The organism is Acidocella sp. MX-AZ03 (assembly GCF_027626035.1).
Lineage (GTDB): Bacteria > Pseudomonadota > Alphaproteobacteria > Acetobacterales > Acetobacteraceae > Acidocella > Acidocella facilis.
On sequence record NZ_CP110774.1, the window covers coordinates 285,804 to 298,947 of the forward strand.

Sequence of the window (13,144 nt, forward strand, 5' to 3'; positions counted from 1 at the left end):
CTTTTGATTATTTTCAGCAGATCTTTGAACCAGGAAAACCGCGCCGGGAGGCAGGTTTTCAAAATCCAGCGATGACATCCAAGCCCCGGGCCGCCATATGCGGTCCGGGTTTGTTTACAACTCCGGAGGAGCAAGAATGTATCAGGACGTATTGCTGCATATTGGCGGCAAATGGCGCGCGGCGGAGGGCAACAAGACCCTCGAGATTCTGAACCCGGCGACCGAAGAGGTGATCGGCAAGCTGGCCCATGCCAGCAAGGCGGATCTGGACGAGGCGCTGGACTGGGCGGCCAAGGGCTTTGCCGTGTGGCGCAAGATGTCGGCGTTCGAGCGCGGCAAAATTCTGCGCAAGACGGCGGATATTCTGCGCGAGCGCACGCCTGAAATCGCCAAGCTGATGACCCAGGAGCAGGGCAAGCCGCTGGCGGAAGCCAAGACCGAGCTGACGGTTTCGGCGGATGTGATCGACTGGTTCGCCGAGGAAGGCCGCCGCGCCTATGGCCGTGTCATTCCCGCCCGCACCCCGGGCGTGTACCAGCTTTCCGTGCGTGAGCCGGTGGGCGTGGTTGCCGGCTTCACCCCGTGGAATTTCCCGGTCAGCCAGGCGGTGCGCAAAATTTCCGCGGCGCTGGCGGCGGGCTGCGCCTTCATCCTGAAAGGCCCGGAGGAAACCCCGGCCAGCTGTGCCGAGCTGGTGCGCGCCTATGTGGATGCCGGCGTGCCGACCGGCGTGGTGCAGATCATCTTTGGCGTGCCGGCGGAGATCTCCGAACATCTGATCCCGCACCCGACCGTGAGGAAAATCTCCTTCACCGGCTCCACCCCGGTTGGCAAGCATCTGGCGGCTCTGGCCGGCAAGCATATGAAGCGCGTGACCATGGAGCTGGGCGGCCATGCCCCGGCGATCGTGTTCGACGATGCGGATCTCGACCAGGCCGCGACGGTGCTGGCCGCCGCCAAGTTCCGCAATGCCGGCCAGGTCTGCGTGGCGCCGACCCGCTTCCTGATCCAGCAGGGTGCCTATGAGCCGTTCCTGGAGAAGTTCATCGGCAAGGTGCAGGCGATCAAGCTCGGCAACGGCCTGGATGAAGGCACCACGATGGGCCCGCTCGCCAATGACCGCCGTGTGAGCGCGATGGAGAGCATCATCGCCGACGCCGTCTCCAAGGGCGCGAAGGTGCGCACTGGCGGCAAGCGCGCCGGCAACAAGGGCTATTTCTTCGAGCCGACGGTGCTGACCGATGTCACGCTGGAGGCCAAGGTGATGAATGAGGAGCCGTTCGGCCCGCTGGCGGCGTTCATGCCCTTCGCCACTTATGACGAGGTGGTGGCCGAGGCGAACCGTCTGGACTATGGCCTGGCCTCCTATGCCTTCACCCGCAATACCCGTCAGGCGGCGGCTTTGGGCGCGGATATCGAAGCCGGCATGGTGACGATCAACCATAACGGCCTGGCCATGCCGGAAACCCCGTTCGGTGGCGTGAAGGATTCCGGCTATGGCTCCGAAGGCGGCGCCGAGGGCTGGAGCCTTATCTGGTCACCAAATTCGTGACCCAGGCCGGCGCCTAAGGCGTCAGCCTAAAGTTATAAAAGTTTTTGGGGTTTGGGGTGTTTTTTCAAAAACACCCCAAGAAAGAAGTGGGGCTTTTTGAAAAAAGCCCCCACGCCCCCAAAAACTTTTTATTTTTTGATCCCGGTTTTCTGCTGCACGACGCGCAAGGCCGCCGCAAACGCCTCGTCGGCGTTCAGCTCCGTCGTGTCGATATGCACGGCATCCTCCGCCGGCAGCAGCGGTGCCGTCGCCCGGCTGCTATCCGCCGCATCCCGCGCCGCCACATCCGCGATCACCTGCTCCAGCGCCACGCTCTCGCCCTTGGCCAGAAACTCCGCATGCCGGCGCTTCGCCCGCGCCTCGACGCTGGCGGTGATATAGAGCTTCACATCCGCCTGCGGGAAAATCACCGTGCCGATATCGCGCCCATCCAGCACCGCGCCCCTGGTGTTGCCGTAGGCGCGCTGATAGGCCAGCAGCGCCTCGCGCACCGCCGGAATGCCCGCCACCTGACTGGCCGCCTTTGACGTGGCGGCATCGCGCAGATCGCCCCGCGCGGTGTCGGCCTCGCTCAGCTCCCAGGCGGCGGCGATGGCGTCCAGCTCGTTGGTCGGGTCGCCCCCGCTCTCCAGCACCCGCTTGGCGGTGGCGCGGTAGAGCAGGCCGGTATCCAGATAAGGCAGCTTCAGCGCCGCGGCGAGGCGCTTGGCCAGCGTGCCCTTGCCCGCCGCCGCCGGGCCGTCGATGGCGATGATGATCACGCGGCCACCATCTCAGCACCCAGGCCGCGCATCAGCTTCAGGAAGGCGGGGAAGGAGGTGTCGATGAAACTCGCATCGTCGATCCGCACCGCCTCGCGCGCCGCCTGGCCCATCACCAGGGCGGACATCGCCAGACGATGGTCCATATGCGTCTCCACCAGACCGCCGCCTTGGATCTCTCCGGTGCCGTGCACCAGCAGATCATCGCCTTCGATCTCGACATTCACCCCGTTGACCCGCAGCAGGGCGGCGGTGGCGGCGAGGCGGTCGCTCTCCTTCACCCGCAGCTCGGCCAGGCCGCGCAGGCGCGAGGTGCCGTTGGCGGCGGCGCACAGCACCGCCAGCACCGGGTACTCGTCGATCATGCTCGGTGCCCGCTCCGGCGGCACATCCACCGGGCGCAACGCGGAGAAATGCGCGGTGAGGTCACCCACCGGCTCGCCGCCCTCCAGGCGCTGGTTCTCGACCACCAGCTTCGCGCCCATCTCGCGCAGCGTCAGGAACAGCCCGGTGCGCAGCGGGTTGAGGCCAACATTGGCGATGGTCACCGCGCTGCCCGGCACCAGCAAGGCGGCGGCGACAGGGAAGGCGGCGGAGGAGGGGTCGCCCGGCACCGCCACATCGGCGGCGCGCAGCTCCGGCTGACCCTTCAGCCGGATATGCCGGCCGGCCCCGGCCTGGGTGACGGTCACGTCCGCGCCGAAATGCCGCAGCATGTTTTCGGAATGGTCGCGGGTCGGCTCCGGCTCCTCCACCTCGGTGAAGCCCGGCGCGTTCAAGCCGGCCAGCAGCACGGCGGATTTCACCTGGGCGGAAGCCACCGGCAGCCGGTAGGTGAGGGGCATCGGCTCGCGCGCGCCGAGAATCGTCAACGGCAGCCGCCCGCCCTCACGCGCGAAAAACTGCGCCCCGGTCTGCGCCAGCGGCACGGTCACCCGGCTCATCGGCCGGGTGCGCAGCGAGGCATCGCCAGTCATCACCGCGTAGAGCGGATGGGTGGCGAGGATGCCGGCCAGCAGCCGCGCCGCGGTGCCGGAATTGCCCATGTCCAGTACATCCTTCGGTTCCACCAGCCCGCCAATGCCGCGCCCGCTGACCAGCCAGTCGGCGCCCTCGCGGGTGATTTCCGCGCCCAAGGCCCGCATCGCGGCGGCGGTGCGCAGCACGTCCTCGCCTTCCAGCAGCCCGGTGATGCGGGTCTGGCCGACGGCCAGCGCGCCGAACATCAGAGCGCGGTGGCTGATGGATTTATCGCCCGGAACATGCAGGCGGCCATTGAGCGCGCCCGCCGGGCGGCGGGAGATTTGGGGACGGGGTGATGACTGATCCATGCGCGCGCGCTTAGCACGGCTGATGGTGTTTGACATAGAAGCGATGGCATGGCATCGCCCCGCCCCTGATTGATACGGCCCCTTCATCCGAGGTTTGACATGGCAAAACCTGAGCTTGGCGAAAAACATACCTGCGTGTCCTGCGGCGCGCGCTTCTTCGATCTCGGCAAGGCGCCGGCCGTTTGCCCGAAATGCGGCACCGAACAGCCGGCCGAGCAGCCGCGCCTGAAGCGCGCTGCGCCGCTGCCGGATGAGCAGAAGAAGGTCGCCAAGCCGGCGATCGACGGGGATGACGTGGATGTGGAAGTGCCCGACGACGCGGACGATGACGACATCCTGGAAGATGCGGACGACATGGAGGACGACACCTCCGACATCGACGCCGATATCGACGTGCAGACCGAAGCCGGCGACGACGAGCGCTAGGTCGTGTCTGCATTCATCGTAGCCAAATCATGGCGCAAGCGAGATGTACGAAGCCCATGAAGGCTTTGATGGTTTTTTCGCATCTGAGGGCGATTCTGCGGAAGCGTTTGAGTTTATTGAAGAAGCACTCGACCTGATGGCGCTCCTTGTAGAGCCTCCAGTCGATTGGGGGCTTATGGCGCGGCTGGGATTAGCCTTGATCTGAGCGGTTGCACCGAGATCATTGGCAATGAAAGCGCGTAGGGGATCTGCGTCGTAGGCAGCGTCAGCGATGACATGACCAACACCCTGCAACCCATCCAGCAGGGCTTCCGCCTGTGGGCAATCGCCGTGATGTCCCGGCGTCGGGTGGATGCGCAGCGGCAAGCCAAGTGCATCGACCGCGGCATGGAGCTTGGTCGTCAGTCCGCCGCGTGAACGCCCAATGGCGGCAGCTTCAGCCCCCCTTTTGCCCCTGCCGCATCGGCATGGACTTTCGAGATGGTGCTATCAATCAGGACGTATTCAAAATCCGGCGTATCCGCCAGGGTTTTGAATAGCGCTTCCCAAACGCCCGCATGAGACCAACGCCGGAACCGCGCATGTACCGCCGTCCATTTGCCAAACATCTCCGGCAAATCTCGCCAACGCGCCGCATTGCCAGCCATCCATAAGATCGCATCAACAAAAAGTCGGTTGTCCACCCCGCTTCGGCCAGGGGTGCCAACACGGCCAGGCAAGTGACCCTCAATGCGGTTCCATTGTTCGTCCGTCAGTGTCCGTCTGCTCAAGGCAAGAACCCTCCTCAAGCCTTGAATCAGAAATCACAAACAAAGGGAATCTATGAATGCAGACACGACCTAGAGCAATATGTGTTTAGGTTGACGCGGGAGCGTCAAGATAAACACGTAAAATTGCTCGCATAAATAAAAGTTAGAGCATCAAGCTAAAAGCTTGATGCTCTAAGCGCAAAAGTTTTTGAGGGGGTAAAACTGCCCCCAGGTTCTTTGCCGCTTTTTTGAAAAAAAGCGGCAAAGAAAAACTTTTGCGACCTGAGGCCGGGGCGTTGCGACACCCGAACCCCTTTCCGCGATGCGGAAGGGGTTTTTCTTTGCCTTAGCTTCCCGGCTTCCAGCCGGTGGCGTCCTTCAGATCATATTCTCGCCCCGGCTTGCCCCACGGGCCGGAGAGCCGAACGCTCAGCGTCAGCGGCGGCTTCACCGCAGGGTGGCGCCCAACTTCAGCGCCAGCGTCGATTCGAACAGATCGATCGTGCCGCTCGCCGCCAGCGTGCCGGCGGGGGCGGTGAGCTGCGCCTGGGTCAGGGTGCAATTGCCCTGCGCGATCGTCGCCGCCAGAGACAAGGTGGCAAACGGCGTCGTCCCGCCCGACAGGCTCTTGCTCAGCGCCGGGCGGGGTGTCGTGCTCAGCGCGCTGGCCAGGTCCGGCAGTGAGAGCCCGCTCAGCGTGCCGTTGCTGGCGGTGATGGTGGCGCTGCCGCCCAGCGTCGCCGCCCAGGTTTTCGCGCTATAGCCGCTGGCGGTGAGGCTCGCGGTGGCGCTCAGCTGGCCGCTGGTCAGGGTCAGCGGGAAGCTCTGCGGCAGGGCCAGCGCCCCGGCATCGATGCCGTCCGCGAGGAATTTCGCGCTCAGCGCCGGCGGCGCCTTGGGGTCGAGCTTCAGCGTGGCGCTGCCGGAGAGCTTGCCAGTGCCGATGGCGGCATCATCCAGCGTCAGGCGCGCCTGATCCGGTGCGAAGGAAAGCGTGCCGGCGGTGGCGCCAAAGACCGGCGTGCCGGCATAAAGCACCTGGTTCGCCTTCAGCGCGATCTGCCCGCTCACCGGCAGGCTGCCCGGCATCTGCAGGCTGGCGGGCAGCTTCGGCAAGGCCAGTGTGCCGGCATCGATCTGGCCGCTGAGCTTGCCGCCGGATTTGTCTTGGGTCAGCATGATCTGGCCGGAAGCGTTCAGCTGCCCGGCGCTGAGCACGAAATCATTCAGCCCTGCGCTGCCGGGAGCGGCGGAAAACCGCGCGCGCAGCGCCAGCGCGCCGGGGCCAGGGAAGGCGAGGCCAGGATCATTCACCCCCGCGCTGCAAGGCAGGCTCCCACCCTGGAACGGATAGCCCGGCAGCGGCGCCATGCGCGAGCAGCCGCCCCTCAGCCCGAGCAGCTTCAGCGCCGCGATCGCGTCCGGGTGGCGCAGCGAGAGCGCGCCGGCGGCGCTGGGCTTGGTGAGATCGATCACCGGTGCGGCGGTGAGGGTGAAATCCCCCAGCGTAGCGACGGCGCTGGTCGAAAGCGCGTTGGGCGGCCCGGCGGCGGCCAGTACCAGGCTGAGATGCGGGCGCAGCAGCTCAGCCGGCAGCTTCACATCCTGCGGCAGCAAGGCGGCGAGGGGCGCGGCGGAGGGCAGGTCCAGCACCGCATGGGCGGAGGTCACCTTGAAGTCGCGGTCCAGTGTCACGCTGCCATTGGCGATGCCGCCATAGAGCGAGGCGGTGGCGCGGCGGATATCGAGCTGCGCGCCCATATCCGCGTCGATGAACAGATTGCTCAGCTTCAGCGGCCCCGCCACCGCATGGGCGGCGGTGAGTTCGCCGGCGACGCTGACGCCGCCGCCCAGCGGGCGCTGCGCCAGCCACGCCGCCAGCGATGCGAGGTCGAGCTGGTCGAAGGCGAGCCGGAAGGCGGCATGCCCGGCGGAGAGGACCACCCGGCCATTCACATGGTCCGCGCCCAGCGTGCCGGTGATGTCGGTGAGGTCCGGCGCGTCGCGCGTGCCGCCCAGCTGTGCCTGCAGGCTGGCGCTCGTCCAGCCGGGCACGGCCGGCAGCCCTAGCCCGCTTGCCAGCGCCGTCAGGTCCGGCGCGGCGAGGCTCAGCCTGCCGGAGAGATCCTGGTTGGGCGAGATTGTCAGATCGCCGCTGAGGCTGGCGCCGCCGGGCAGACCCAGCGTGAGGCCGGAGACGGCACTGCCGGCAGGGCTGGTCTTCAGTGTCGCCCGCAAGGCCGGGAAGCTCCTGCCGGCCAGACTCACATTCGCGGCATCGAGATGCAGCTCGGTCGCCAGCCCGCCGGGCCAGAGCGGCGACAGCTTGGTCAGCTGGTCGAGATCCAGCCCCTGGCCGGTCAGATCCGCCCGCAGCCCCAGCGGCGCGAAGGCCAGATGCGCGGTGCCGTGCAACGCCAGCTTGTCCTGGCTGGCGCTGATATCCTCGGCGCTGATGCCGTTCGCGTTGGCGCTGATCTGGGCGCTGACGCTGGCATGGCCGGGCAGGGCCAGGTTCAGCTGCCCGGCCAGCTCGCTCTGCGCGTTCAACGCCCCGGCGAAATGCGCGCTGGCCCCGCCCAGCGCGGCGCGCAGGGTAATCTGCGCCGCGCCGTCCGCCTCCGTCTCGCCGACGGCGAGGCTCAGCGAGACATCATGTGTCTGCAGCTTGCCATTGCCCGAGACGCTGACGCTGCCGCCGGCCCCGGTGAACAGATCGGCATTGACATCGGTGAAATCGGCGGCGCCGAAATTGATCCGGCCATTCTTGATATGGGCGTGCAGCGCCGCCAGCCAGGGCGGCGGGGCGATGGCGCTGATGCCCCGGGCAGCGGCCAGGGGAAGGTGATGTTGGGCGTGTCCAGATCCAGCGTGCGGGCGGCGAGCTGGCCTTGCAGCAGCGGCGCCAGCGCCAGATCGAGCGACAGCGCATGCGCGGTGATCACCTCCTTGTCCGGCCCGGAAATGGTGATGCCGGTGGCGGTGATCTCGGGCTGCGGGAAGTAGGACAGAGAGAGCTTGCCGCTGATATGCACATCCCGCCCGGTCAGGCGCGAGGCGAAGGCCTCCACCGCCGTCCGGTGCGCCGGCGCCGCGACAAAGCTGGGCAGCGCCAGCAACGCGGCCCCAGCGCCACCAGCAACGCCAGCGGGCCGGCCCAAAGAAGATGTTTGCGCGTCACGTCAGCTTGTGAACCTGTCTCTCATTTATCATTTAGTGAGCTCTGGCCCCCTAAACCCGCCATGGTGAATGTCCCATTGTGTGGTTGGGTTCAAGGGCGGCGCTGTGCTAGGCGGGGTATATGAGCTATTGGGGCAAGTTTATCGGCGGCATGGCGGGCTTCGCCATGGGCGGCCCGGTGGGGGCTTTGTTCGGCGCGGCGCTGGGCCACGCGGCGGATGAAGGCAAGCTGAACGGCTTCACCCCCAATCTCCAGGGCTTCGCCGGCCGCGCCATGCCGTTCGACCCGCTGCGTCTGGCGGCGATGATGGGCCGGCGCGACCAGGTTTTCGCCATCGGCGTCACCGTGCTGGCGGCCAAGCTGTGCAAATGCGACGGGCCGGTGAGCCGGCTGGAAATCGACGCCTTCAAGGCCAGCTTCGCGATTCCCCCGCCAGCATGGGCGAGGTGGCGAAACTCTTCGACAGCGCCCGCGAGAGCGCCGCCGGTTTCGAGAGCTACGCCACCCAGCTCGGCCAGGCCTTCGCCGATGACAAGACCCCGCTGGAGCAGGTGCTGGCCGGGCTGTATCAGATCGCCCGCGCCGACGGCCCGGTGAACAGCGCGGAGGCGGATTTCCTCTCCCGCGTCGCCTACGCCTTCGGGCTGGGCGAGGCGGCGGCGCGGCGCGCCGGGCAGGGCACCCCACCGCCGCAGGCGCCGTCCGAGGATCCGTATCTGGTGCTGGGCGTGCGCCGGCAGGCCAGCGCCGATGAAATCCGCGCCCGCTGGAAACAGCTGATGCGCGAGACCCATCCTGACAGTCTGGCGGCGCGCGGCGCGTCCCCGGCGATGATCGAGGCCGCCTCGCAGAAGGTGGCGCGGATCAACGCCGCCTATGACGCGATCAAGCGCGCCCAGGCATAGAGGACAAAATGTTCCAGCATCTCGGCGTGTTTTTCCTGGCCTGCCTGATGCTGGCGATTTTGCCGGGGCCGGGCATGACCTACGTGATCAGCCGTTCGCTGGCCGGCGGCACGCTGGAAGGGCTGGCCTCCAGCCTCGGCACCGGCTCGGGCGGGGTGGTGCAGGTGGCGCTGGGCGCGGCCGGGCTTTCGGCTTTGGTGCTGGCCAGCGCGCAGCTTTTCACCGTCCTGAAACTGGCCGGGGCGGTCTATCTGATCTGGATCGGCCTCAGCACCATCCGCAAGGCCGGCGCGGCGACCAGTACCGCCCCCATCCGCGGCCGCGCCGGGCTGGCGCGGGCCTGGCGGGACGGGCTGGCCGTCTCCGCGCTGAACCCCAAAACCGCCGCCTTCTTCCTGGCCTTCCTGCCGCAATTCATCGCCCCGTCGGCGGGGCATGTGGCGCTGCAATTCCTCGCCCTCGGGCTGATGGCGATCCTGCTCTACACCGGCTCGGACGCGATCATGGCGCTGGCCGCCGCAAGGCTGAAGCGGCTCTTCACCGGGCGCGGCAATGCCGTCATCCGGGTGCGCCAGGCGGCGGGCGGGGCGATGATCTGCCTCGGTCTCGGCCTGCTGCTCACCCGCCGCCCGGCCGGCTGATGATCTTCGAGCCCTCGCCGAATTTCGATGCGCGGGAGGAACCCGTCTCGCATCTGGTGCTGCATTATACCGGGATGCCGACCGGGCGCGCCGCCATCGACCTGCTGAAGGCGCCGCGCGCGAAAGTTTCCGCCCATTACGTGGTCGAGGAGGACGGCACAATCTTCAACCTGGTGCCCGAGGCGATGCGCGCCTGGCATGCCGGCATCTCCTCCTGGCGCGGCAAAAGCGCGCTCAACGGCGCCTCCATCGGCATCGAGATCGTCAATCCCGGCCATGAATGGGGCTATCGCGCCTTCCCGCCGGCGCAGATGCAGGCGGTGCTGGCGCTCTGCCAGGGCATTTTGCGCCGACACGCCATCCCGGCGCGCAATGTCGTCGCCCATTCCGACATCGCCCCGAACCGCAAACAAGACCCCGGCGAGCTGTTCGACTGGCCCTGGCTGGCCGCGCATGGGGTGGGGATCTGGACCGACGATTACGCCCCGCCCGGCGATCTGATGGCCGATCTCGCCGCCATCGGCTATGATATCACCCTGCCGCAAGACTCGGTGATCCGCGCCTTTCAGCGCCATTTCCTGCCCGCGCACCTCACCGGCGCGCCGGATGCTCCCACCACCGGCCGGGCTGCTGCCTTACGCCGGCTGGTTGACGCAGCCCCCGAAACTCCCTAGGCACCGCGCCGATCCAGACGGCCGGACGGCCGCTGGCGGGCAACCGCCAGAGGAAAGTCCGGGCTCCACGGAAAGACGGTGCCGGCTAACGGCCGGCGGGGGTGACCCCAGGGACAGTGCCACAGAAAGCAAACCGCCACGGCTTGCCGTGGTAAGGGTGAAAGGGTGCGGTAAGAGCGCACCGCCTTTGCGGTAACGCAAAGGGCAGGGAAAACCCCACCGGGAGCAAAACCGAATAGGGGCGGCCGGCGTCCTGCCTTGGCAGGGGCGCGAAGCATTTCCGGCTTGCCGCCCGGGTTGGTTGCTTGAGGCGGGTGGCAACACCCGTCCCAGAGGAATGGCCGTCCAGCGCGCTTTGGCGCGTGGACAGAACCCGGCTTACAGGCCGTCTGGATCTTTATTTCCGTTTCGCAATGTAGTGCGAACGAAAAGCGAACAAATGAAGAAGATTTCAGGAGCGCGCCCCGAGTCTCGCGGCGCATTTCCTCGCTGTCACGCTGGGGTTTTATTTTGACGGGGAGTCGCGTGCATGTTAGTGGTGAAGAAACCCATGTTTTCCCATGAAGTGGTGGAGTGTGGTGCGTTTCGGGTAGGCCGAAAGGGTTCGGGGTGAGCCCTGAAGGTTCGGTTTGAGGTGAAAGGTGTTGCGGCGCGGGGGCGATGAAGCAGTTCTTTGGCAGCCACGAGAACAAGCGCGACGCGAAGGGACGGGTATCCGTCCCGGCGTCGTTCCGTGCCGCCTGGAAGGACCATCCGGAGATGACCCTGATCCTGCGCCCCTCTTTCATCGAAGGCTGTGTCGAGGCCTGGCCTTTGCCGAATTACGCGCGCTTCCAGGAGAAGCTCGCGGCGATGCCGGAGATGAGCCCCGAGCAGGTCGGGCTGCAGACGCAGATTTTCTCCGATGCGGAAGAGGTCGAGCTGGATGCGCAGGGGCGGGTGCTGATCACCGGCTATCTCGCCGAGCAGGCAAACCTCTCCGATGCGGTGTTCTTCATGGGCCGCGGCGATCATTTCCTGATCTGGGAACCGCAGGCCGGCAAGGCCTTCCGCGACGCCTCCCGCGCGCTCGCCCCGCGTTTGAGCTTCGGGGCGCCGTCATGAGCAATTTTTCACATATTTCCGTCCTGCGCGACGAGGCGATCGAGGCGCTGCAGCCGCGTGAAAACGGCGTCTATCTGGATGGCACCTTCGGCGGCGGCGGCTATTCGCGGATGATCCTGGAGCGTGCCAAATGCCGCCTGTTCGGGGTCGATCGCGATCCGGATGCACTGCCGCGGGGTGCGGAACTGACCGCCGCCCATGCCGGGCGGTTTGAATTGATCCCCGGCCGCATCAGCGAAATTTCGGAGATGATGACGGCGCGCGGGTGGCCCGGCTGGATGGCGCGGTGTTCGATCTCGGCCTGTCCTCGTTCCAGATCGATGATCCGGCGCGTGGCTTTTCATTTCGCCAGGACGGGCCGCTGGATATGCGGATGAGCCGCGACGGGCAGTCCGCCGCGGACCTCGTGAATCTTTGCGCCGAATCCGATCTTGCCGATATTTTGTACAAATATGGTGATGAAAAAGCCGCGCGCCGGATCGCGAAGCAAATCGTGGACCGGCGCAAGGCGCAGAAATTTACGACGACGGCGGATTTGGCTGGCGTGATACGGAGCGTTGTGAGACCGGATAAATCGGGGATCGACCCGGCAACCAGAAGCTTCCAGGCGTTGCGCATCGCCGTGAATGAGGAGCTGTCCGATATCGAGGCGGCGCTGGCGCAATCGGCCGCCTTGCTGGCGCCGGGCGGGCGGCTGGTGGTGGTCAGCTTCCATTCGCTGGAAGACCGGATCGTCAAGCATTTCTTCGCGCAGAGTGCCGGCCGCACGCCGGGCGCCTCGCGCCACGACCCCGCCGGGCTGGCCCAGGTCAGCGCCCCGGAATTTCGCCTGGTGACGAAATCCCCCATCCTGCCCGGGGAGGCTGAAATTCGCGCCAACCCGCGCGCGCGCAGCGCCAAGCTGCGCGTCATGGAAAGGCTGGCCGCATGATCGTTCGGCCCCTGACCTTCCTGACCGGCCTGCTCTTCGCGATCTCCGGCGCCTATCTGTTCATGGTCAAGCATCAGAGCCGGGCCCTGGAAAACCAGCTCGAACAGGTGGCCGAAACCAGCCGGCATGACGAGCAGAGCATCCGCGTGCTGCAGGCGCAGTGGGCGCTGGAGGCGGACCCTTCGCGCATCGCCGCGCTGGCGGCGCAATTTACCGGGTTGCAGCCGATGAAGCCGGGCAGCTGGTCACGCTGGCCGACCTGGCCAGCACGCTGCCGCCGCCTGGCAGCGCCGCGCCCTTCAGCAATCCGGAAGACGAAGTACCGGCCTTGCCGGGGAGCGACGCCATCCCGGCGCCGAACGGCCCGGCGATCGAGGTGCAGGGCCATGTCGCCACGGCAACGCAGGCCGGGCACAGCGTCGCCCCCGCCGCGCCGGCGAAACCGGCCGAGCGGGTGGCCGAGATCGCCGTGCCTCACGAAACGGCGCCGGCGCATGCCGATATGCGGGCGCATCCGCCGGCGCATCATCCGGTGGCGCGCGTCGCCCGGGAAGAGGCCCCGCCGCATCACCTCGCCGCACCGGTGCGCGAAGCCGCGGCGCGGCCGCTCGCCTCGTCGCTGTATCAGCCCGGCGGCAGCGCGATCGCGTCGGCCGTCCCGGCGCCGCGTGAGCGTCAGCCGGTTGCCGCCCCGCGCCCCAGCCTGCCGATGGGCGCACAGGTGGTGCGGGTGCGCGCCACCGCACAGCCGGCTGAACCCGCGCCCACCGCCCCGCTGGGCGGTGGCTCCCTCCTCGGCATGGCGCAGACCGGGAGCCAAAATTGACCCTCAACCTCCGGCCGGGTGATGAGCCTCCTTCCCGCCGGAAGGGGCTTCGGGCCGTGGCGA

The 13,144-nt window shown here is 67.0% G+C and carries 9 protein-coding genes, 1 other RNA gene and 4 pseudogenes; 9 read left to right on the plus strand and 5 right to left on the minus strand.

Translation table 11 applies throughout. The annotated features are described in order from the left end of the window. Positions 1-136: 136 nt before the first annotated feature. A pseudogene (locus GT370_RS01620) lies at positions 137-1,569 on the plus strand (NAD-dependent succinate-semialdehyde dehydrogenase). Between the two features lie 111 nt (positions 1,570-1,680). Here the strand turns inward: GT370_RS01620 and cmk are convergent. Beyond that, positions 1,681-2,313, minus strand: a complete 633-nt coding sequence (cmk, locus tag GT370_RS01625) for a (d)CMP kinase (RefSeq protein ID WP_008493565.1) — start codon at positions 2,311-2,313, stop codon at positions 1,681-1,683. Then, positions 2,310-3,644 carry a 3-phosphoshikimate 1-carboxyvinyltransferase gene (gene aroA / locus GT370_RS01630; protein WP_008493564.1) on the minus strand — a complete coding sequence of 445 codons (1,335 nt, stop codon included), beginning with the start codon at positions 3,642-3,644 and terminating at the stop codon, positions 2,310-2,312. The genes cmk and aroA overlap by 4 nt, the downstream gene beginning before the upstream one ends. Before the next feature lie 99 nt (positions 3,645-3,743). On the opposite strand from aroA, the gene GT370_RS01635 reads away from it, so the two are divergent. Next, positions 3,744-4,070, plus strand: a complete 327-nt coding sequence (locus GT370_RS01635; protein ID WP_008493563.1) for an FYDLN acid domain-containing protein — start codon at positions 3,744-3,746, stop codon at positions 4,068-4,070. Between the two features lie 13 nt (positions 4,071-4,083). Here GT370_RS01635 and GT370_RS01640 read toward each other — a convergent pair. The 3 genes and pseudogenes from GT370_RS01640 to GT370_RS01650 all read right to left on the minus strand — a co-directional run bounded on the left by GT370_RS01640 (position 4,084) and on the right by GT370_RS01650 (position 7,938). Next, positions 4,084-4,840, minus strand: a pseudogene (locus GT370_RS01640) (IS5 family transposase). A 426-nt stretch (positions 4,841-5,266) separates the two neighbouring features. After that, the gene (locus tag GT370_RS01645) at positions 5,267-7,369 is read right to left on the minus strand and encodes an AsmA family protein (protein ID WP_270183789.1); all 2,103 of its coding nucleotides are present in this window, start codon (positions 7,367-7,369) and stop codon (positions 5,267-5,269) included. Positions 7,370-7,461: 92 nt separating this feature from the next. Then, positions 7,462-7,938, minus strand: a complete 477-nt coding sequence (locus GT370_RS01650) for a hypothetical protein (RefSeq protein WP_270183790.1) — start codon at positions 7,936-7,938, stop codon at positions 7,462-7,464. Between the two features lie 182 nt (positions 7,939-8,120). Here GT370_RS01650 and GT370_RS01655 point away from each other — a divergent pair. The 7 genes and pseudogenes from GT370_RS01655 (at position 8,121) to GT370_RS01685 (ending at position 13,103) form a co-directional block, all read left to right on the plus strand. Continuing rightward, positions 8,121-8,905 (plus strand): annotated as a pseudogene (locus GT370_RS01655) (TerB family tellurite resistance protein). A gap of 8 nt (positions 8,906-8,913) precedes the next feature. Next, positions 8,914-9,546 carry a LysE family translocator gene (locus tag GT370_RS01660; protein WP_008493560.1) on the plus strand — a complete coding sequence of 211 codons (633 nt, stop codon included), beginning with the start codon at positions 8,914-8,916 and terminating at the stop codon, positions 9,544-9,546. Continuing rightward, positions 9,546-10,220, plus strand: a complete 675-nt coding sequence (locus tag GT370_RS01665) for an N-acetylmuramoyl-L-alanine amidase (protein WP_008493558.1) — start codon at positions 9,546-9,548, stop codon at positions 10,218-10,220. The genes GT370_RS01660 and GT370_RS01665 overlap by 1 nt, the downstream gene beginning before the upstream one ends. A 13-nt stretch (positions 10,221-10,233) precedes the next feature. Then, an RNA gene (gene rnpB, locus GT370_RS01670) (RNase P RNA component class A) lies at positions 10,234-10,617 on the plus strand. A 263-nt stretch (positions 10,618-10,880) separates the two neighbouring features. Next, complete coding sequence (locus GT370_RS01675) at positions 10,881-11,324, plus strand: division/cell wall cluster transcriptional repressor MraZ (RefSeq protein ID WP_008493557.1); 444 nt, start codon at positions 10,881-10,883, stop codon at positions 11,322-11,324. Next, a pseudogene (rsmH, locus tag GT370_RS01680) lies at positions 11,321-12,255 on the plus strand (16S rRNA (cytosine(1402)-N(4))-methyltransferase RsmH). The gene GT370_RS01675 and the pseudogene rsmH overlap by 4 nt, the downstream one beginning before the upstream one ends. Positions 12,256-12,317: 62 nt before the next feature. Beyond that, positions 12,318-13,103, plus strand: a complete 786-nt coding sequence (locus GT370_RS01685; protein WP_442865523.1) for a hypothetical protein — start codon at positions 12,318-12,320, stop codon at positions 13,101-13,103. The last annotated feature ends 41 nt before the right edge of the window (positions 13,104-13,144 follow it).

Bases quoted from the DNA above. Each gene is read 5' to 3' on its own strand.
- GT370_RS01685 (WP_442865523.1), top strand. From the start codon at position 12,318: ATGGTCAAGCATCAGAGCCGGGCCCTGGAAAACCAGCTCGAACAGGTG.
- aroA (WP_008493564.1), bottom strand. From the start codon at position 3,644: ATGGATCAGTCATCACCCCGTCCCCAAATCTCCCGCCGCCCGGCGGGC.
- GT370_RS01635 (WP_008493563.1), top strand. From the start codon at position 3,744: ATGGCAAAACCTGAGCTTGGCGAAAAACATACCTGCGTGTCCTGCGGC.
- GT370_RS01665 (WP_008493558.1), top strand. From the start codon at position 9,546: ATGATCTTCGAGCCCTCGCCGAATTTCGATGCGCGGGAGGAACCCGTC.
- GT370_RS01660 (WP_008493560.1), top strand. From the start codon at position 8,914: ATGTTCCAGCATCTCGGCGTGTTTTTCCTGGCCTGCCTGATGCTGGCG.
- GT370_RS01675 (WP_008493557.1), top strand. From the start codon at position 10,881: ATGAAGCAGTTCTTTGGCAGCCACGAGAACAAGCGCGACGCGAAGGGA.